The sequence below is a fragment of the Nonomuraea sp. NBC_00507 genome (assembly GCF_036013525.1).
Lineage (GTDB): Bacteria > Actinomycetota > Actinomycetes > Streptosporangiales > Streptosporangiaceae > Nonomuraea.
In genome coordinates, this window is the sequence record NZ_CP107853.1 from 12,405,382 (window position 1) to 12,425,541 (window position 20,160).

The following is a 20,160-nucleotide window of genomic DNA, read 5'->3' on the forward strand; positions in this document are numbered from 1 at the left end:
GCGCCCGCACTTCGCTCGCTCATCCGAACCTGACTGAGCTCGCTCACGTCTCCTCCTCGTCGGGGGGCCAGAGCCGTTGAACCGCCATGATGGCATGTAACCAGCGGTTCTCGGGTGGTCGAGAAGATCTTTTAGCGCGCGATCAGGGCTCTACGAGCCGCAACACGCCGTAGTTGTACCCGCGTCGGTTGTAGACGACGCTCGGCTGGCCGCTCTCCTTGTCGCGGAACAGGTAGAAGTCGTGCCCGACCAGCTCCATCTCGAGCAGAGCCTGGTCGATGGTCATGGGCTCCGCTTTGTGGAACTTCTCCCGGACGACGAGTGGCCCCTCGCCGTCCATCTCGATCGGGACGATGTCGTCGTAGAGCTGGTCGCTGCGCTCCTGCAGTTCGTCCTCGCTCGGCTCCGCCTGCTCGGGGACGAGGGCCTCCTTCCGCGGTGCCAGGCCTGCGGCCTCGGGGAGCGTCGCGGTGATCTCCGCCACAGAGGGCGGGCAGTGGCTGCCGTGATGGACCTTGCGCCGGTCGGCCAGCCGCCTGAGGCGGCCTTCCAGCTTGTCGAGGGCGACGTCGAGGGCTGTGAATCGGTCGTCGGCCGAGGCCTCGGCGCGGATGGCCGGTCCTCGGGAGTGAATGGTGAGCTCCACGCGCTCGCGCTGACTGGCAAGACGCGGGTTGCGTTCTTTCGACACCTCCACATCAACTCGGATGAGTTTGTTGTCCAGACGTTCGATCCTGGCCAGCTTGGTCGTCACGTGGTCACGGAACCGGTCACTCACTCCGGTGTGCCGGCCCTTGACGATGATGTCCATGCAACAGCCCCCCTTTCGGTCTAACGACTGAGCAAGAGCGCCCGACGACGTGCTTGCCGGGCGGGGTCTTCTGTCTGCCTTTCTGTCACCGTTACCCTCTTCCGACTCACGGTCTCCGGGAACTCGGGTGGCACCCGTCCGGCCGACCTGGTCTTCGACCCCACATCCGCCTGCTGAGGATTTCGCAGCTCTGTTGCCACTACTGCCCTTCTCTTCTGGCGAGGGGTATCTGACCCCTCGGGAAGGCAGGACTTATCCCTAAGCCGCACCGTGATCGGTCGACAAAGAGTCGCCTTACGTGGACCGTTTTGCCTGCGGCTGGCATCGGCTAGCAGAGCCGGGAGCCCCGACCCTGCGCAACCACGGACCCGAACGGGTGCCATGTCAGAACGCTATCCGCATCCAGGGCGAATGTCAGCCGGAGGATCGGCCAAAGGATCACTTTCCGTGATTTTCGGATGGTCCGCGAGGCCTGTTTGATACCCCATTTAACCGATCGGCAACCCTTACCAGGACGAGCTTCCCTTCCGCCTAGCTGCCCCACCACGTACCCGGAGGAAGTGATATGTGACCTTCCGGTGAGACTGTTGATTTGGATCTTTCTTTACTCACCGTGACCGTAATGCTTTTCAAGATCTTCGGCGTGTCGCCGCGACAGTCACGGCCATGGGCACGCTCACCCCGGCCGCCCGCAGCGCTCTGGCGGCCTCGACGACGGTGGCGCCGGTCGTGACGATGTCGTCCACGAGCAGCACAGAGGCCGCTGGAGGCCCTTTCGCGGCGAGCGCGACTCTGAGGGACCCGGCGAGGTTGGCGGCCCTCTGCGGCGAGCTCAGGCCTGCCTGGTCCACCACCCGCCGTGCCTGGCTCAGCGCCGCCCACGGCACCGCGGGGACGCCGAACATCCGCAGCCTGCGCACCGCCAGCTCTGCCAACCGGCCCACCGGGTCATGCCCTCTGGCGCCGATGCTCGCCCGCCCGCTGGGCACCGGCACGACGGCGAACCCCCGCGCCGCCCACGGCGCGCCGGTGCGACCGATCGCCGTGAGGGCGGTGAAGGCCAGCGCCTCCGCCAGCACGCCGGCCAGCGCCACCGCGCCCCGCTCCTTGTACGCCACGATCGCCTTGCGCACCGCCCCCTCGTAGGGGCTCGCCGACCAGCAGTCCGGCGTGCCGGGCAGCCGCGGCCTGGGCAGGCGCCGGGCCGGCCGGGCGGTCAGCTCGGCCAGGCAGCGGCCGCAACAACGCGCCCCCTTCGCACCGCAGCCGGCGCAGGTCTGCGGCAGGACGAGATCGAGCACGACGCTCAGCACGCGGCCCAGCATGCCGCCCGCCACCGACAATTCCCGCCCACCATCCCCCACGACCACCGGGCAGAGACGCCGGCCCCCGGCTCTGGCCTCAGCCCAGGGGGAACAGCGGGGTCTCGACGTCAGAGTCGATCTTGGAGGTCCAGCTCTGGTCCTCGTTGAGCTCCAGGAGCTTGGCCCCCTGCCCCTTCTTCTCCGGCTCGGACTCCGCCAGGACGCGCTCGTTCAGCGCCGCCAGGGCCTGGAGCGGATCCTTCAGCGGAATCTCGACGACCGCCCCGTCACCGACGTCGATCTCGTTCAGTTTCTGCCCCGCCTTGGTCTGGACCAGCACGAGCAGATGCTCGTCATCTCGCCACGCGGCATCCCGGATCTCGTCCCCCGCCTCGGTCGTGGTCAGGGACCGAAGGTTGCTCAGCTCGAGCCCTCCCATGACCGTCAGCGCGCCGAGCCAGACGGTGTTCTTGCCGGTCGTCACCACGACCCGCACTCCGTCCCTGGCGACGCGCAGGTTGGTGACGTCCAGCTTCTCCACTCCGGGCGCGGACACCGTTTCCGGCCCACGCTTGGCTGCCGGGTCGTACCGCAGCACGGCCCTGTTCCTGCGGTCGAAGGTCCACAACGACCCGTCCCGGTGCCACGACGGCGGGGTCAGGTCGGTGCCCTGGATGACCTCCTGCCACTGCCCTCCCTGCGCGAGGGGGGCCGCCGAGATGCCGGTGGAGGTCCTGGCCGCGACGTAGGCGCCCTTCTTGGATATGGCGAAGTCGGAGTAGCCCTGGCGCTTCTCGCCGGCCGGTCCCGCCACGGCGCCGCCCGGCCCGTCCTTCGCCAGGTAGTGGACGGCGCCGTCGCTGACGTAGTAGGCGCTGTTGCCGCTGTTGTCCAGCCAGCGCTGGTCGTCGGTGTTGGGGTGGTGGCTCGTGTACGGCTCCCCGTCCAACAGCACCGAAATGCTGCGGCCCTTGGCGACGTCGTTGTTGTTGAGGCTGTACCTGATCTGCGCCATGAGGGCGTCCTCGCCACTCAGGTCCAAAAGGTCCAGCGGGCCAGAAAGGTTGATCACCACGCTCTCGTCCTCGGCCGATCTGACCGACTCGACCTTGGTGCCGGGCGGAAAGGCCGTGGTCGCCGCGCCCACCAGGGCCCCGCTCGGCTGCTTCAGCAGGCGCTCGAGTATGACCTTCGCGTACGTCTCCGCCGGCTTCAGCCGCAGGCGCACGTTGTCCACGACGAGCCTGTCCTGCGTGCTGCCGTTGAGGTAGTAAAGCTTGGTCGGCCGGTACGCGCGTTCCACGTCCGACCTGGTGAGGATGAGCCCATCGGGCAGGCCGCTGACCCGGTAGCCGCCTTCCTTGACCTTGACCAGGTCGAAGGGCCTTCCCCAGTTCCCGGACTGCGGCACGTAGGTGCCGTCCTCTTCGATGCGGGCCACCTGCTTGGCCTTGAGCGTGACCCGCTGCGCGGACGCGGCACCGTCCTCCTCGGGCAGGTCGACCTGCAGATGGTCGTCGAGCACCGTCACCGCCCCCGAAGGGGTCCAGCCCTTGAGTGCGTCGGCGGTCAAGTATTGGGGCAGGACCGTCGGGTCGTCGGCGTAGGCGGCCATGGCGGCCTGCAGGCCCCTGATCGTCGGCTCGATACCCCAGCCGGGCTGCGGCAAGGTGGCGATCATGCGCTGGAACGGCTTGGTCAGCGGGTCGGCGCCGGCGGCGTCGTTCATGGTGTACGGGCCGCTCACCGGGATCACGGTGCAGCCCGAGCCGGCGCAGACCACGGCGGCCGCGAGCACGACGACCGCCCAGAGCCGCCTAATCCTCGTCATGGACGTCCCCCGAAGCAGGCAGCAGCACGGGCGTCATCGCCCCGCGCCACGTACGCCGCATCTCGATCTCCGGCGGAACCAGCGACAGCGGCGAGCCCTTCAGCTCGGCCCCGGCCGCCCTGGGCAGCGTCAGCCTGAACTGCGAGCCCTCGCCCGGCTGCCCCCAGGCCTGCAGCCAGCCGCCGTGCAGCGTGGCGTCCTCGCGGGAGATCGCCAGCCCGAGGCCGGTGCCGCCGATGGTCCGCGCCCGCGACGGGTCGGCCCGCCAGAACCGGTCGAAGACCATGGTGTCCTCGCCCGCCTTCAATCCGATCCCGTGGTCGCGTACGGCGACGGCCACGGCGTCCCGGTCGGCGCCCACGGTCACCACGATCTCCCTGCCCTCGCCGTGCTCGATGGCGTTGAACAGCAGGTTGCGCAAGATCCGCTCGACCCTGCGGTTGTCGATCTCCGCCATGCAGGGCTCGGCGGGCAGTCGCAGGTCGAAGCGGGTGCCGTGCCGCTCGGCCAGCGCCTCGGAGTCCTCGATCGCGCGCAGCACCACCCGGCGCACGTCCACGGAGTCGAGGTCCAGCGTGGCGGCGCCGGCGTCGTAGCGGCTGATCTCCAGCAGGTCGGCCAGCATCGACTCGAACCGCTCCAGCTGCGCCTGCATGAGCTCGGCCGAGCGGGCGGCCATCGGGTCGAAGTCCTCGCGGGCGTCATACAGCAGGTCGGCGGCCATGCGCACGGTCGTCAGCGGGGTGCGCAGCTCGTGCGAGACGTCCGAGACGAACTGCCGCTGGACCTGCGACAGCTCCTCAAGCTGGTGGATCTTGAGCGCCAGGTTCGCGGCCATCTCGTTGAACGAGTTCGCCAGCCGGGCGAGGTCGTCCTCACCGCGCACTTTGAGCCGCTCGTCGAGTTTGCCGGAGGCCAGCCGCTCGGCGGCCTGCCTGGCGAGCCGTACCGGGGTGACGACCTGGCGGGCGACCAGGTAGGCGATGGCGGCCAGCAGCAGCACGAGCCCGAGGCCCACCACGACGAGGGCCAGCCGGACGCTGGACAGCAGCTCCTCTTCCTCATCGAGCGGGAAGAAGTGGTAGACCTCGTAGTTGTCGCCGGTGTAGGAGTGCACGACGCCGCCGACCACGAACGTCAACCGGGGCTGGCTCTGGCCGCTGAACATGATCCGGTCGATGGAGTGGACGGTCTTGCCGTACTCCAGCTTCTCCACGTTGCGCCGCACGCCGGCGCTGACGTTGTGCGGCACGTTGGCGGGCACGACGGTGCCCGAGGCGCGGGACTGGCCCGGGCTGGCCTCGTTGAGTATCAGCACGTCGTAGCGCTTCTTGGAGCCGTCGTCGCCGGAGCCGGTGACGGTGTCCATGACGTCGTCGAGCGGGTTGGCCGACGTCTTGCCGCCGTCGGCGACCTCGGCCGCCTGGTCGTCCACCTCGGGGGCCAGCGCGTCGGCGATCTGCAGGCGGTCGGCCATCGCCTCGCTGGCAGAGGACCGGGTCCTGCTGTCAACGACCGACTTGTTGATCTGGGTGGACAGGAACACCCCCAGCACGACCATCACGACCATGGAGATCACCAGCGTGCTGGTGACCACCTGGAGCTGGAGCGAGCGCCGCCAGACGCGGCGGGCCCGGCCGGCCGCACGGCGCACCCGCCGACGGACTCCGCCGAGAATCTGGCGGAGTGTCCGTCGGCGGGACCTCTTCTGCTTCGTCGGGGGCATGTCAGGGGGAGGCGAAGGTCAGGCGGGGCCGGCTTTATAGCCCACGCCGCGGACCGTGACAACGATCTCGGGGTGCTCGGGGTCCTTCTCGATCTTGGCCCTGAGTCGCTGGACGTGCACGTTGACCAGCCGCGTGTCGGCCGCGTGCCGGTAGCCCCAGACCTGCTCGAGCAGGACCTCGCGGGTGAACACCTGGCGCGGCTTGCGGGCCAGCGCGACGAGCAGGTCGAACTCGAGCGGCGTGAGGTTGATGGTCTCCTCGCCCCGCTTGACCGAGTGACCGGCCACGTCGATGGTGATGTCGCCGATCTGCAGGATCTCCGGGGTCGGCTCGTCGGTGCGGCGAAGCCTCGCCCGCACCCGCGCGACCAGCTCCTTCGGCTTGAACGGCTTGACGATGTAGTCGTCGGCGCCGGACTCCAGGCCCAGCACGACGTCTATCGTGTCGCTCTTCGCCGTGAGCATGACGATCGGAACCCCCGACTCAGCCCTGATCCTGCGCGCGACGTCGATGCCGTCCGCGCCGGGCAGCATCAGGTCGAGCAGCACCAGGTCCGGGCGTGTATCCCGGAACGCGTCGAGGGCCTTGTCGCCGTCTGAGACAAAGGATGGTTCGAAGCCCTCTCCCCGCAGCACGATCCCGAGCATCTCGGCGAGAGCGGCGTCGTCGTCGACGACCAGCACGCGACCTTTCATGGCCCCTCATTCGTTCTACGCATTGTGGGACATACCCGCACGATCGCTGAAGGTTACCCTTGGTCGGCCTATGAGTGTGACCTGAGACCCACAAAAGGCGAATTTTAGGCCCGCCCCGCGACCGCAATCTCAGTCTGCGGTAACAGAGCAACTTTCGGCCATCCCCGGACGTGAACCTTGACCCGATTCGCCCGAGAATGCGGGCAAGATGGGACAGGGAATCGCTTCCGTGACACCAATGCCCCGTTCAGCGTGCCAGGATTGGGATATGTCAGACGGTCACGGTCCCACGCCCGAGACGCCATCAGGCTGGTCGGCCGAACAGCCCCCGCCCTACAGCGCCCCGCCGGCCTCCCCGTGGACCGCCCCGGGCGCACAGCAGCAGGCTCCTTACGGGCAGCCGTACGGAGAGCAGCCCTCTTACGGACCTGGGCCCCAAACACCATATCCGCCCCAGCCACAACCCGGTTACGGCTACATGCCGCCTCCGCCCGCGCCGGCGCTGCGGCCGGGCATCATCCCGCTGCGCCCCCTCGGCCTCGGCGACATCCTCGACGGCACGATCAAGTTCATCCGGTCCAACCCGAGGTCAGTGCTGGGCCTGTCGGCCATCGCCGCCCTGCTCGTCTCCGTGCCCCTGGCCATCGGCCAGGCGTTCGTGCTCAACACCATGGGCGGCGCGCTGGCCGACCCCACGACACCGGCCGACGAGCTCACCGGCGTCTACGGCGTCGCCGCCCAGTACGGCGGCACGCTGATCTCCTACGCCATCCAGTTCGTCGTGGTCACCCTGTTGACCGGCGTGCTGACCCGCATTCTCGGCCGGGCCGTCTTCGGCGGCAACCTCACGGCGGGCCAGGCATGGCAGCTCGTCAAGGGCCGGATCCCGGCGTTGTTCGGCGTCGTGGGGCTGCTGGCCGCCATCATGCTGGTGCCCATGGCGCTCTTCGTGCTGCTCTTCGTGCTGCTCATGACGGCGATCTCGGCGGGCTCCTCCAGCAACGGGACCATCGGCCTGATGATCGGGCTGATCTTCCTGTTCGTCATCGGTTACTTCGCTTTGTATCTCTTCATCAGGACCCGCTTCGCGTTCGCCTCGCCGATCGTGGTCCTGGAGGGCAAGGGCCCGATCGAGGCCATGCGCCGCTCGTGGCGCCTGGTCACCGGCGACTTCTGGCGGGTGCTCGGCATCCTGCTGCTCACCTCCCTGCTCGTCGGCCTGGTGGCGTTCGTCGTGTCGGTGCCCTTCACGCTCGCGGGCACGCTGTTCGGCATGCTCGGCACCGGCTCGGTGGCCAACGCCGTCGTGTCCGCGGTGCTGATCGCGCTCGGCGCCACGCTCAGCGCGATGTTCACCTATCCCTTCGAGGCAGGGGTGGCCGGCCTGCTCTACGCCGACCGGCGCATGCGCAGCGAAGCGTTCGACCTGGTGCTGCAGACGGCGGCCATCGAGCAGCAGCGCCAGGGTTGGGTGCACGCCTCGGCCGACGAGCTCTGGCACCCGTCCAACTCCGCCAGGTCGTGAGCCCGATCGACAGGGAGGAGGCCGCGCGCCGGGCCGCGGCGGAGCTCCTCAAGCCTGACTACGAGAAAGAATCCTTGGTCGACCTGCTCTACCGGCATTTCACGCAGTTCCTGGGCGACCTGGTCGACGCGGCCACGGGCGGCGGGCCGGCGGGCGGGATCATCGCGGCCATGCTGATCGGCCTCATCCTCGTGGGCCTGATCGTGCTGATCTCCTGGCGGCTGCGCAAGACCGCGCGCAAGAACGCGCTCGCCGGCGGCGGACTGTTCGGGGAGCGGGCGATGACCGCGGCCGAGCACCGGCAGGCCGCCGAACGGCTCGCCCTCGAGGGGCGCTGGGGCGAGGCCATCCAGGAACGCCTGCGGGCCATCGCCCGTGACCTGGAAGAACGGGCGCTGGTCGACGGCATGCCGGGACGCACGGCCGACGAGCTGGCCGCGGAGGCGGCGGTGGCCCTGCCGGGGTTCGCCACGCAGCTGGCGGCGGCGGCGCGCTCGTTCGACGACGTCACGTACGGCGGCGTGCCCGGGACGCGCGAGGCCTACGAGTCCATGGCCCTCCTCGACGACCACCTCCGCCAGGCCCGCCCCGCCCCGCTGACCACCGCCGCCGAGGCCCGCGTTCCGGTCGGCATCGGTGCTCCTTCCGGCACCGGGGTTCCGCCGGGCGTCGTCCCTGGCCCCGCGCCGCACGGCCCGCACCGCCCTGCCGGCGGCCCTGCCGGCGGCCCTGCCGGCGGCTCGGCCGGCGGCTCGGCCGGCGGCTCGGCCGGCGGCCCGCTGAGCAGCCTGAGCCGGGGACCCGGCTCAGGACCGCTGGGCATGCCGTCGGCGGGCTCGCCCGCTGGTCCGCCCACGAGCCCCAGCGCGGCACCGCCAGCAAGCCCCGGCGCGACGCCGCCGACGAGCCCCGGCGCGGCGCCGCCGACGAGCCCCGGCGCGGCGCCGCCGACGAGCCCCGGCGCGGCGCCGCCGACGATGCCCGTGGCGGGGCCGCGCGGGGCGCAGGTGGGTGAGCCTGCGGTGAGCCCGGCCGCAGGGTCGGCTGCAGGTCCGGATGGCGATCCGTCCGCGGAGCCATCGGTCGAGCGGCGAGGGGACGCACCCCACTCGACCGGCGAGGGGCCCTCCGACGAAGCCGACGGCAGGCCGGCGGGAGGCGCGGCGGACCAATCCGGCGCAGCGGAGGCGCGGGGTGAGGCTGACGAGACCGGGGAGCGGCGCGCGCCCGAGTCCGGCGGAGGGCAGACGTGAGCGTGATCATGCGTCAGACGGTGGCGCCCGGCGGGCCGCAGGCCGGCACCGCGCCCGGCGGGTCAGAACCCACCTCCCCCACCGCCCGCTCCATCTGGACCGCCGGCCGCATGATCGTGCTGCTCGGCGCCGTTCTCATCCTGGCGGCGGTGGTAGGAGTCCTGATCACCCCATCCCAGGGCCCGTCCCGCCCCTTCGACCCCACGGACACCTCCGTGGCCGGCTCCAAGGCGCTCGCCGAGCTCCTGCGCTCGCGCGGCGTCAAGGTGGACAGGGTCGACTCCGTGCAGGCGGCGGCCGACCTGACCGCACGGGGCGGCAACCGCCTGCTCCTGATCACGGACACGACGTACTTCGACGAACACGCCCTGTCCAGGATCCCGGGCGACCGCCTGATCGCCGGCGACGTCTTCGGCCTCCAGGCCCTCGCCCCCGGCGTACGCACCCGCCCGGAAGCGGCCCGCCCCCGCTCCCGCGAGCCGCAGTGCCAGTTGCCCGCGGCCAGGCTGGCGGGCAGCGCGTACATGGGCGGCGTGGTGTTCGACGCCCCGGCGGGCGGCACCGGCTGCTACCCAGCGTCCGGCGGCGGACACACGCTGGTCAGCTACCCGAACGCGGGTGGCGTCACGACGGTCGTCGGCGACGGCTCGTTCATGACGAACCGTCGGCTGGCCGAGGACGGCAACGCGGCGCTCGCCCTCAACCTGATCGGCACCGGCCGCCCCGTCACCTGGCTGATCCGCCCCGAGCGCCCACCGGCGACGGAGCTGCCCGGCGAGCGCGGCCAGTCGATGTACGACCTGATGCCCGACAACATCCGCTGGACCATCTACATGGCGATCATCGCCGTGGGCGTCACCGCGCTCTGGCGGGGCAGGCGTCTGGGCCCGGTGGTGGCCGAGCGGCTGCCGGTCATCGTACGGGCGGCCGAGACGGTCGAGGGCCGTGGCCGCCTCTACCGGGCCAGACGCGCCAGGCAACGCGCCGCCGAATCGCTGCGCGCGGGCACGATCGACCGCCTGACCCCCAGGCTGGGCCTCACGTCCGGCGCGGGCCCGCAGGAGGTCGTCGCGGCGCTCGCCGCCCGTACCCGGCAGGACTCCCACCAGGTCGGCGCGGCACTGTACGGACCACCCCCGGCCGACGACGCCGCCCTCGTGGCCCTGGCCGGATACTTGGACTTCATCGAAAGGCAGGTCAGTGAACTCTGAGGAGACTTTCCGCGTGACGACCTCGGCCGACGCCGCCAGGGACGCGCTCGGCGCGCTGCGGGCCGAGGTGTCCAAGGCCGTGGTGGGGCAGGACGCGGTGGTGACGGGGCTGGTCATCGCGCTGTTGTGCAGGGGGCATGTGCTGCTCGAAGGCGTGCCCGGCGTGGCCAAGACGTTGATGGTGCGTACGCTGTCGTCGGCTTTGTCCTTGGACTTCAAGCGGGTGCAGTTCACGCCCGACCTGATGCCGGGCGACGTGACGGGGTCGTTGATCTACGACACGAAGACCGCGGAGTTCGAGTTTCGCGAGGGGCCGGTGTTCACGAACCTGCTGCTGGCCGACGAGATCAACCGTACGCCGCCGAAGACGCAGGCCGCGCTGCTGGAGGCGATGGAGGAGCGGCAGGTCAGCGTGGAGGGCTCGGCCAGGCCGCTGCCCGACCCGTTCGTGGTGTGCGCGACCCAGAACCCGGTCGAGTACGAGGGCACCTACCAGCTTCCCGAGGCGCAGCTCGACCGGTTCCTGCTGAAGCTGACCGTGCCGCTGCCGCCGCGGGAGCAGGAGATCATGGTGCTGGAGCGGCACGCCGGCGGATTCGACCCGCGTGACCTGTCCGAGGTCAAGGCGGTCGCGTCGGCCGAGGACCTGGCGGCGGGGCGGGAGGCGGCCGCGAAGGTGCACGTGGCGCCCGCGGTGCTCGGTTACATCGTGGACGTGGCCCGCGCCACCAGAAGCTCCCCTTCGCTGCAACTGGGGGTCTCCCCGCGTGGCGCGACGGCGCTGCTGGCCGCCGCGCGGGCGTGGGCGTGGCTGTCCGGCCGCACGTACGTCACGCCGGACGACGTGAAGGCGCTGGCCAGGCCCGCGCTGCGGCACCGCGTGCAGCTCAGGCCGGAGGCCGAGCTGGAGGGCGCGACCGCGGACGGCCTGCTCGACGGCATCCTGGCCTCGGTCCCGGTCCCGCGCTGATGTCGGCTCTGACGGAAACCGGCATGGCGGTGAACCCATGTCTGACGGAAACCGGCATGGCGGTGAGCCGATGGCTCTGACGGGACGTGCCGGACTGGTCGCGGCGCTCGGGATCGTGGTGGTGTTGCTCGCGCCCCAGCCCGGCCCCGCGCTCGCGGGCGTGTGCCTGCTGCTGGCCGCCGCGATCGTCGTGGACCTGGTGTTCGCGGGGGCTGTGCGGCCGTTGCGGTTCCACCGCTCCGGCGACACGCTCGTACGCCTGGGCCAGCGGGCCACGGTCGAGCTGATCGTGGAGAACCCGGGCGGCAGGCGGGTACGCGGCGTGCTGAGGGACGCCTGGCCGCCTTCCGCGAACGCCACCCCGCGGGTCGCCACGCTGGACGTCCCCAAAGGCGAGCGCCGCAAGATCGTCGTGACGCTGGACCCGACCAGGCGCGGCGACCGGTCGTCGGTGGCGGTCACGGTGCGTTCCCTGGGCCCGCTCGGCCTCGCCGCCCGCCAGGGCAGTCATCGGTCGCCGTGGACGGTGCGGGTGCTGCCGCCGTTCCTGTCGCGCAAGCATCTGCCCTCGCGGCTGGCCAGGCTCCGGGAGCTGGAGGGCCAGCACCCGGCGCTGGTACGCGGGCAGGGCACCGAGTTCGACTCGCTGCGCGAGTACGTGGTCGGCGATGACGTGCGCTCCATCGACTGGCGGGCCACCGCGCGCCGCCACGACGTGGTCGTGCGCACCTGGCGCCCGGAACGCGACCGCCGCGTGCTGATCGTGCTCGACACCGGCCGCACCTCGGCGGGCCGGGTGGGCGACGCACCGATCCCCATGGCCGGCGCGGCGGCGGGCGGCGGCGGGCTGCTGGTCAGGCCGGATCCGCGGCCCGCAGGCGCTCGGCCGGGCTGGCCGCGGCTCGACTGGTCGATGGACGCGGCACTGCTGCTGGCCGCGCTCGCCGCCAGGGCCGGCGACCAGGTGGACTTCCTGGCCTACGACCGGGCCGTACGCGCCTGGGTGGCCGGGGCGTCCCGGACGGAGCTACTGTCGTCGCTGGTCAACGTGATGGCGCCGATCGAGGCCGAGCTGATCGAGGCCGACTCGCAGGGCATGGTGGCGGCCATTCTGTCGCGGGCCAAGCGGCGCTGCCTGGTGGTGCTGCTGACGGACCTGAACTCGGCGGCCCTGGACGAGGGGCTGATGCCGGTGCTGCCGCAGTTGTCGTCGCGCCATCTGGTGCTGGTGGCCGGGGTGTCCGATCCGCGGGTGGCGGCGATGGCGGCCCGCCGGGGATCGGCCGAGGACGTGTACGACGCGGCGGCGGCCGAGCACAGCCAGCTCGAACGCCGGCGCATCACAGCCCGGCTGCGGCGGCACGGGGTGGAGGTCGTGGACGCGCCGCCGGAGGACATCGCGCCAGCCCTCGCGGACGCGTACCTGGCGCTGAAGGCCGCCGGACGGCTGTAGGCCGTCAGGCGGTGGGGGCGACGTCGGGGGCGCGTTCGAGGTCGCCGGTCTCGTTCTCCCGCAGGGCCCGGCGGCCGAAGACGATCACGTACGTCAGGAAAATCGCCTCCGCGAGCACCCCGATGCCGACCCGCGCCCACGTGGGCAGCCCCGACGGGGTCACGAACGCCTCGATCAGCCCCGACACGAACAGCACCACGACCAGCCCGAGCGCCACGCTCATCACCGCCCGGCCCTGCTCGGCCAGCGCGTCCACCCGCCGCCGCGGCCCGGGGTCGATCGCCGTCCAGCCCAGGCGCATGCCCACGGCCGCAGCCAGGAACACGGCGGTCAGCTCCAGCAGGCCGTGCGGCATGATCAGCCCGAAGAAGATGTCCAGCTTGTCCCTGGAGGCCATGAGACCGCCGGCGACGCCGACATTCTCGGCGTTCGCGTAAAGCGCGTACGGGATCGGCAATCCCAGGAGGACCGAGTAGATGATCATCAATGCGGAGACCCACGCGTTGTTGATCCACACCGCGCTGGCGAAGGACGCGGCCGGGTTCTCCGAGTAGTAGTCGGCGAAGTCGTGCTCGACCAGCTGGGTGATCTCGTCCTCGGTGTAGATCGACGCCTGGACGTCGGGATTGCCCGCCACCCACGCGCCCATCACCCAGGAGACCGCCACGAACGCCAGCGCGCTCGCCAGCCACCACCACCGCGCCCGGTAGGCCACCACGGGGAACGACACCGTGAAGAACCTCACCAGCTCCCGCCACGCGGGCGTGTGCGCGCCGGTCACCGCCGACCTGGCCCTGGCCACCAGCGCGGACAGCCGGCCGGTCAGCATCGGGTCGCCGGCGGAGGAGCGGACGATGGACAGGTGCGTCGCCACCCGCTGGTAGAGGTCGACCAACTCGTCCACCTCGGCGCCGGTCAGCGACGAGCGGTGCTTGACCAGGTGGTCGAGCCTGTCCCAGGCCTGGCGGTGTGCTGCGATGAACGCGTCGATGTCCACCTGAACATTCTGGCCGCTCGATCACCCGTACATAGCCGTTAGGCTCCACATATGTCAGAGGTTGTGACCGGCGACGCCGTCGTCGTCGAGGTGCGCATCGCGCAGATGCCCTCCCGCGCGGTGGCGATCATCATCGACATGGCCGTGCAGCTGACCGTGCTGGTGGGCGTGTACGCGCTCTTAGGCGCATTCGCCTTCATCTCGGACACGGCCATGCTCACAGCCGTCATGATCGCGCTGGTGGTGCTGGTGATGGTGGGTTATCCCGTGCTGTTCGAGTCGCTCAGCAGGGGACGCAGCCTCGGCAAGCTGGCGCTCGGACTGCGCGTGGTCAGCGACGACGGCAGCCCTGAGCGGTTCAGGCAGGCGTTGTTCCGCGGGCTGGCCGGGATGGTGGAGTTCTGGCTGCTGTACGGCGCGCCTGCGCTGATCTCCTCGCTGGTGTCGCAGCGGGGCAAGCGGCTCGGCGACATCTTCGCGGGCACGATCGTGATCTCCGAGCGGGCGCCGCGCGACAGGGGCCAGATGATCGTGATGCCACCGCCGCTGGCGAGCTGGGCGGCCAGGCTGGAGTTGTCCCAGCTGCCCGACGAGGTGGTCCAGGCCGCCCGGCAGTACCTGTCGCGGTGGCACGACCTCTCGCCGCAGGTGCAGCATGAGATGGGGGTGCGGATCGCGACCCAGGTGGCGGCGTCCGTCTCGCCGGCGGCGCCGCCGGGGGTGCCGCCGCACGCGTACCTGAGCGCCGTCCTGGCCGAGCGCCGCCGGCGGGAGGAAACGCGCCTCGCACAGCGCGCCGGCGCCGCCTCCGCCAACGGCGTGCCGCAGCCAGGCCCGTACCAGACGCCCCAGCCGGGCCCGTACCAGGGAGCTCGACCGGCCGCATACCCGCAGCCTGACCCTTACGGACAGCCCGGCGGTCCCTACGGACAACCTGGCCCTTCTGGACAGCCTGGCGGTCCCTACGGACAACCTGGCCCTTCCGGACAGCCTGGGCCTTATGCGCAGCCCAGGCCGCCGGCGCCCGCCCCGGAGCCGCCGAAGGCGACTCCGGGTGGGTTCGCGCCACCTCAGTAAAGGATCAGTGCCATCCGCCCCGGTACGACTCCTGCGTCTGCACGTTCAACCGGCCGGTGCGAACGTACTTGGCGCTGTCCGTGAGCGGATCGTTGATCTTGAGGATGTCGAGGCCCTCATGGAAGTCGGCCCCGTAGATGTAGCCGTTGTAGTAGTAGGCCGACCAGATGCCGCCTCCGCCGCCGGCCGCGCGGGGACCGCGCTCGAAGTAGCCGATCTCCTTCGGGTTGGCGGCGTCGGTGAAGTCCCAGATCGACAACCCGCCCATGTACCAGGCCTGGACCATGATGTCGCGGCCCTTGACCGGGATGAGCGAGCCGTTGTGGGCCACGCAGTTCTCGGAGTCGGCCTGGTGACGCGAGATCTTGAAGTAGCTCTTGAAGACGAGCTGCCCGTTCACGATCTCGTAGATCGCGTCCGCGCCCTTGTTCGGGCCCGTCGCCTCATTGCAGGTGGCCGCTCCGCCGCCACCGAGCTCGTCGGTGAAGACGACCTTCTTGGCGTCGTTGCTGAAGGTGGCCGAGTGCCAGAAGGCGAAGTTCGGGTCCGTGGTCCTGGCGGTGACCTTCGGGTTGAGCCGGTCGGAGATGTCGAACAGCACGCCGTCGCCCATGCACGCGCCCGCCGCGATGTTCTTCTCGGCGTAGGCGGTGATGTCGTGGCAGCCGGTGGTCGGCACGAGCAGGCCGGGCTGATCGTGGTTGCCGCCGTCGGGGAAGACGAGCGGGGTTGCCGCGACCGCCGCCGCGGTCGGGTTGTCCAGCGGCACCTTGATGATCGAGATCTTGTCATGCGGCGGCATGCAGTCCGGGAAGTTCTCGGCCGGCAGGTATGACGACACGTAGACGTAGACGTTCTTGTGCTTGTCGCGCCCCTTGCCCGGCACCAACGTCAGGGTGTGGGAGCCGCAGTTGGTCTCGACCGACTTAATGTACTTCGGGTTGGCCTTGTCGGAGATGTCGAAGATCCGTACGCCCTCCCACGACTCCTTGATCGACGCAGATTGCGACGAGCTGCTGCACGAGTCGTTGTTGCGGGAGGAGTCGACGGCGCCGAACAGCAGGTTGCCGTAGACGCTGACATCCATCTGGGAGCCCGGGCAGACGACGGAGCTGACGACCGTCGCCTTCTTGGGGTCCCTGATGTCGTAGATCGAGAAGCCGCCATAGTTGCCGACGTAGGCGTAGCCGTCCTGGAAGGCGATGTCGGTGTTGATGGTGCTTGCGATCGGGGCGGGTTTGGGGATGTTGAGCACGTGGGTCACGTTGGGGCTCATGACCACCGTGTCGGGGGGTGGGATGTCGGCGGCCAGCGCGGGCATTCCGGTCAGCGCTAACGCGAAAGCCGCCGCTGCCGCTACGAGGGTACGGCGCGGAGTGGACACTCGGGAGCCTCCTTGATCACTTATGTCCCGATGGAGCAACGCTGACGAGGACCCCGGGTCAGGGGGCCTCGTCAGCCGATGAGAACGGTCAGTGGTGGCCGGGGTACGAAGCCTGCGTCTGCGCGTTCAGGGAACGCATCTTGACCCAGTTCGCCTGGTTCGTCCGCGGGTCATTGATCTTCAGCACATCCAGGCCCAGGTTGAAGTCGGAGCCGTAGATGTAGCCGTTGTAGTAGTACGCCGACCAGAAGCCGCCGCTGAGGGCCGGCGCGGTGTTGTCCGGTCCCCGCTCGAAGTAGGCGATCTCCTGCGGGTGCGCCGAGTCGGTGAAGTCGACCACCGAGATGCCGCCCTGGTACCACGCCTGCACCATGATGTCGCGGCCCTTGACCGGGATCAGCGAGCCGTTGTGGGCCACGCAGTTCTCCGTGTCGGCCTGGTGCCGTGCGATCTTGAAGTAGCTCCTGAACTGGAGCTGCCCGTTCACGATGTCGTAGTACGCGTTGGCGCCCTTGTTCGGCCCGATGGCCTCGTTGCAGGTGGCCCGGGTGCCGCCGCCGAGCTCGTCGGTGAAGATCACCTTCGTGCCCGTGTTGTTGAAGGTCGCCGAGTGCCAGAACGCGAAGTTCACCTCGTCGCGCACGGTCGCGGTGACCTGGGGCTGCTCGGGGTTGCGGATGTCGAGCAGGATGCCGTCACCCATGCAGGCGCCCGCCGCGATGCCCTTCTCCGGGTAGGCCGTGATGTCGTGGCAGCCGGTCGTGGCCGACTTCCCGTTGGGGTAGGGCAGCGGGACACCGCCGTAGCCGCCCTGCGGGAACAGGTTCGGCGTGGCGATCACGGTCGCGGCCGTCGGGTTGTTCAGCGGCACCTTGATGATCGAGATCAGGTCGTGCGGCGTCTTGCAGTCCGGGTACGTGTCGTTCGGGTTGTAGGACGAGACGTAGATGTAGACGTTCTGACGCGAGCGGTCGGGCACCAGTGTGTGGGTGTGCGAACCGCAGTTGGTCTCGACCGCCTTGATGTACTTCGGATTGGCCTTGTCCGAGACGTCGAAGATCCGTATGCCCTCCCACGACTCCTTGATCGTCGCAGACTGCGACGTGCTGCTGCACGAGTCGTTGTTCCGGGAGGAGTCGACGGAGCCGAACAGCAGGTTGCCGTAGACGGACACGTCCATCTGGCCGCCCGGGCAGACCACGGAGCTGACGAGCGAGGTCCGCTTCGGGTGCTTGACGTCGTAGATGGAGAAGCCGTAGTAGTTGCCGACATAGGCGTAGTCGCCCTGGAAGGCCATGTCCGTGTGGATATCGGCCAGCGCTTCGGGCTTAGGCACGTTGGTGACGTGCTCCATGTTGGGGCTCATGACGATCTGACCTGGAGCAGGGATGTCTGCGGCCTGGACGGGCAGGGTACTGCCCGCCAGCGCCACGACCGCCGCAACGAGGATGAGGGCCCTGCGCGGGGTTAACACTGGTCAACCTCCAATAAAGGGGGCGTAAATCTACGTAATCCTCGCGTCTCCGGCCCTGAAGGACCAGTGTCCAACCTGTCAATTTTTGTTCCTGTTCACCCCCTTTCAATTGGGACGTTTTTCACCTAGAGTGCGCATTCTCCACCACATCAGTCAGGGAGGGCTGGGTGCGCGCCGCGCTCGGGTTCATTGCAAGCACGGTCCTTGCAGGCACGGTCATCGCTCTCTCCGGCTGCACCTCCAGTACGCCGCCGCAAGCCCCGCGGGCCGACTCGACCGCGCCCGTGATCGCCCCCGGCCGCCCCGGTGAGCTGGCCAAGACGCTCTCGCCTGGCGAGGCCGCCACCGCCGTGCCCTCACCCACCGCGAACGCCGCCGACGTCACCTACGTGCAGGACATGATCGTCCATCACCAGCAGGCGCTAGACATGGCGTTGCTCGCGCCCAACCGGTCGGACTCGGCCAAGCTCAAGAGCCTGGCCGACCGGATCAAGGCGGCTCAGGGGCCGGAGATCCAGTTCATGACGGGCTGGCTACGCGAGCTGGACCAGAAGGTGCCCGACCATCACGCCGCGCACGACGGCATGCCGGGAATGGCCGCGCCCGAGCAACTCGAGGCACTGAAGGCCGCCACGGGCAAGAACTTCGACCGGATGTTCCTTGAGCTCATGATCAACCACCACCTCGGCGCGATCAAGATGTCCGAACAGGTGCTGACCAGCGGCTCCCACATCAGGATCGAGGAACTGGCCAGTGACGTCAGCGTCACCCAGGCAGCCGAGATCCGCCGCATGCAGGAAATGCAGTCGGCCCTTTAGCCCTCGCCCTGCCACGCATGCAGGCGGGCCCTCAGCCCTCGCACTGCCACGAGTGCAGTCTCAGGAGCCCGCCCGCCACGAATGCAGGTAGTCCTCCTGCTCGGGGGTGAGCGTGTCGATGCCGATGCCGGTAGCGGCCAGCTTGAGCCTGGCGACCTCATGGTCGATCTCGCCCGGCACGTCGTAGACGCCAGGCGCCAACTCCGCCCGCGCGCCCACCAGCCACTCCACGGCGAGGGCCTGCGCGGAGAACGACATGTCCATGACGGCCGCCGGATGCCCCTCCGCGGCGGTGAGGTTGACCAGCCGCCCCTCGGCCAGCAGCAGCAGCCGCCGGCCGTCGGGCATCACGTACTCGTCGGTGTTGGGGCGCACCCCCCGGTGCACCTCCTGGGCCAGCTCGTCCAGCGCGCGCACGTCGATCTCCACATCGAAGTGCCCCGCGTTGGCCAGGATCGACCCATCCTTCATGACCGACAGGTGCTCGCCTCTGATCACGTCCCGGTTGCCGGTCACGGTCACGAACAGATCGCCGAGCATCGCGGCCTGCGCCATCGGCCGCACCTCGTAGCCCTGCAGGGTGGCGTCGAGCGCCTTGACCGCGTCGATCTCGGTCACGATCACCCGCGCCCCGAACCCCTTGGCCCGCTCGGCCACCCCACGCCCGCAGTAGCCGAACCCCGCCACGACCACGGTCCGCCCAGCGAGCATGGTGTTGGTCGCCCGCATGATCCCGTCAAGCGTCGACTGCCCGGTGCCATACCGGTTGTCGAACATGCGCTTGGTCCGCGTGTCGTTGACCGCCACCACAGGAAACCGCAGCGCCCCCTCGGCCGCCATCTGCCGCAACCGAATGATCCCGGTTGTGGTCTCCTCACACCCGCCGCTCACCCGCTCGAGCAGATCAGTCCGCTCGGTGTGCAGGATGTTGACAAGATCACACCCATCATCGAGTACGAGGTCGGGCTCAAGATCAAGCGCCTGGTGAATATGCCGGTAGTAGGTGGCCCGGTCCACTCCAGCCCGCGCGTGCACGCCGATGCCATAGGTCCGCAGAGCCTCGGCAACATCGTCCTGCGTGGAGAGCGGATTGGAAGCGGCCAGCTCGATCTGCGCACCGCCCGCCTTCAAGGCCCCCATGAGCACCGCCGTCTCAGCGGTGACGTGCAGGCACGCCGCGATCCGCAGCCCGTCAAGCGGCCGTGAGAGCGCGAATCGCTCACCGATCGCGGTCAACACCGGCATCGAACGAGCAGCCCACGAGATCTGCCGCTCACCGCTTTCACTGACGTCCATGGGTGCCTGCTAACCGAAGAAGACGGCCAAGAATACGCTCGTCACGGCGAGCACCCCGTGAGCCTTCACGACCGGCCATGACAGACGGGAACCGGGTGCGGCGCGTGCGGTGACCTTGGGCGACCGTAAAAGAAGGTGGTTGTGGAGCTCCAAAGGAGCTCCGGGAGGAGAGAACCCCTCCCGGTTGTGGAGCTCCAAAGGAGCTCCAGGAGAAGAAAACCCCTCCCGGTTGTGGAGCTCCAAAGGAGCTCCAGGAGGAGAGAACCCCTCCCGGTTGTGGAGCTCCAAAGGAGTTCCGGGAGGAGAGAACCCCTCCCGAAACTCCTGAATCTTC

The 20,160-nt window shown here is 69.6% G+C and carries 16 protein-coding genes; 7 read left to right on the forward strand and 9 right to left on the reverse strand.

What is annotated here, in order from left to right; translation table 11 throughout:
* Positions 1-142: 142 nt before the first annotated feature.
* From hpf to mtrA, 5 genes are all read right to left on the reverse strand, one after another.
* A complete protein-coding gene (gene hpf / locus OHA25_RS58565; RefSeq protein WP_305919290.1) occupies positions 143-811 on the reverse strand; it encodes a ribosome hibernation-promoting factor, HPF/YfiA family in 669 nt (222 codons plus the stop codon).
* Between the two features lie 629 nt (positions 812-1,440).
* The gene (locus OHA25_RS58570) at positions 1,441-2,181 is read right to left on the reverse strand and encodes a ComF family protein (RefSeq protein WP_327585395.1); all 741 of its coding nucleotides are present in this window, start codon (positions 2,179-2,181) and stop codon (positions 1,441-1,443) included.
* A 31-nt stretch (positions 2,182-2,212) separates the two neighbouring features.
* Positions 2,213-3,946: an LpqB family beta-propeller domain-containing protein gene (locus tag OHA25_RS58575; protein WP_327585396.1), complete on the reverse strand. Its 1,734-nt coding sequence runs from the start codon at positions 3,944-3,946 to the stop codon at positions 2,213-2,215.
* Entirely contained in the window at positions 3,933-5,672 is a 1,740-nt protein-coding gene (gene mtrB, locus OHA25_RS58580) for an MtrAB system histidine kinase MtrB (protein ID WP_442942023.1), read from the reverse strand. The genes OHA25_RS58575 and mtrB overlap by 14 nt, the downstream gene beginning before the upstream one ends.
* Positions 5,673-5,690: 18 nt before the next feature.
* Entirely contained in the window at positions 5,691-6,368 is a 678-nt protein-coding gene (mtrA, locus tag OHA25_RS58585; RefSeq protein WP_043620615.1) for an MtrAB system response regulator MtrA, read from the reverse strand.
* A gap of 478 nt (positions 6,369-6,846) precedes the next feature.
* Here mtrA and OHA25_RS58590 point away from each other — a divergent pair, with 478 nt between their 5' ends.
* The 5 genes from OHA25_RS58590 to OHA25_RS58610 all read left to right on the forward strand — a co-directional run bounded on the left by OHA25_RS58590 (position 6,847) and on the right by OHA25_RS58610 (position 12,780).
* Positions 6,847-7,893, forward strand: coding sequence for a glycerophosphoryl diester phosphodiesterase membrane domain-containing protein (locus tag OHA25_RS58590; RefSeq protein ID WP_327585398.1), 1,047 nt, complete (start codon positions 6,847-6,849; stop codon positions 7,891-7,893).
* Positions 7,890-9,146, forward strand: a complete 1,257-nt coding sequence (locus OHA25_RS58595; RefSeq protein WP_327585399.1) for a DUF4129 domain-containing protein — start codon at positions 7,890-7,892, stop codon at positions 9,144-9,146. The genes OHA25_RS58590 and OHA25_RS58595 overlap by 4 nt, the downstream gene beginning before the upstream one ends.
* Complete coding sequence (locus OHA25_RS58600; RefSeq protein WP_327585400.1) at positions 9,143-10,357, forward strand: DUF4350 domain-containing protein; 1,215 nt, start codon at positions 9,143-9,145, stop codon at positions 10,355-10,357. The genes OHA25_RS58595 and OHA25_RS58600 overlap by 4 nt, the downstream gene beginning before the upstream one ends.
* A gap of 13 nt (positions 10,358-10,370) precedes the next feature.
* Positions 10,371-11,327 carry an AAA family ATPase gene (locus OHA25_RS58605; RefSeq protein ID WP_327585401.1) on the forward strand — a complete coding sequence of 319 codons (957 nt, stop codon included), beginning with the start codon at positions 10,371-10,373 and terminating at the stop codon, positions 11,325-11,327.
* 70 nt (positions 11,328-11,397) lie between these two features.
* On the forward strand, positions 11,398-12,780 hold the full coding sequence (locus OHA25_RS58610; RefSeq protein ID WP_327591207.1) for a DUF58 domain-containing protein: 1,383 nt from the start codon (positions 11,398-11,400) through the stop codon (positions 12,778-12,780).
* A gap of 4 nt (positions 12,781-12,784) precedes the next feature.
* On the opposite strand, the gene OHA25_RS58615 is transcribed toward OHA25_RS58610, so the two are convergent.
* Entirely contained in the window at positions 12,785-13,777 is a 993-nt protein-coding gene (locus tag OHA25_RS58615) for a stage II sporulation protein M (protein WP_305919298.1), read from the reverse strand.
* 51 nt (positions 13,778-13,828) lie between these two features.
* Here OHA25_RS58615 and OHA25_RS58620 point away from each other — a divergent pair, with 51 nt between their 5' ends.
* Positions 13,829-14,854, forward strand: a complete 1,026-nt coding sequence (locus OHA25_RS58620) for an RDD family protein (protein WP_327585402.1) — start codon at positions 13,829-13,831, stop codon at positions 14,852-14,854.
* A 4-nt stretch (positions 14,855-14,858) separates the two neighbouring features.
* Here OHA25_RS58620 and OHA25_RS58625 read toward each other — a convergent pair whose 3' ends face one another.
* Both OHA25_RS58625 and OHA25_RS58630 read right to left on the reverse strand, forming a co-directional pair.
* Entirely contained in the window at positions 14,859-16,238 is a 1,380-nt protein-coding gene (locus OHA25_RS58625) for an LVIVD repeat-containing protein (RefSeq protein ID WP_327585403.1), read from the reverse strand.
* A gap of 88 nt (positions 16,239-16,326) precedes the next feature.
* Positions 16,327-17,712, reverse strand: a complete 1,386-nt coding sequence (locus OHA25_RS58630; protein WP_327585404.1) for an LVIVD repeat-containing protein — start codon at positions 17,710-17,712, stop codon at positions 16,327-16,329.
* 167 nt (positions 17,713-17,879) lie between these two features.
* On the opposite strand from OHA25_RS58630, the gene OHA25_RS58635 reads away from it, so the two are divergent.
* On the forward strand, positions 17,880-18,530 hold the full coding sequence (locus tag OHA25_RS58635; protein WP_327585405.1) for a DUF305 domain-containing protein: 651 nt from the start codon (positions 17,880-17,882) through the stop codon (positions 18,528-18,530).
* A 60-nt stretch (positions 18,531-18,590) separates the two neighbouring features.
* Here the strand turns inward: OHA25_RS58635 and OHA25_RS58640 are convergent, their stop codons facing one another.
* Positions 18,591-19,826 carry an adenosylhomocysteinase gene (locus OHA25_RS58640; RefSeq protein ID WP_327585406.1) on the reverse strand — a complete coding sequence of 412 codons (1,236 nt, stop codon included), beginning with the start codon at positions 19,824-19,826 and terminating at the stop codon, positions 18,591-18,593.
* Positions 19,827-20,160: the final 334 nt, after the last annotated feature.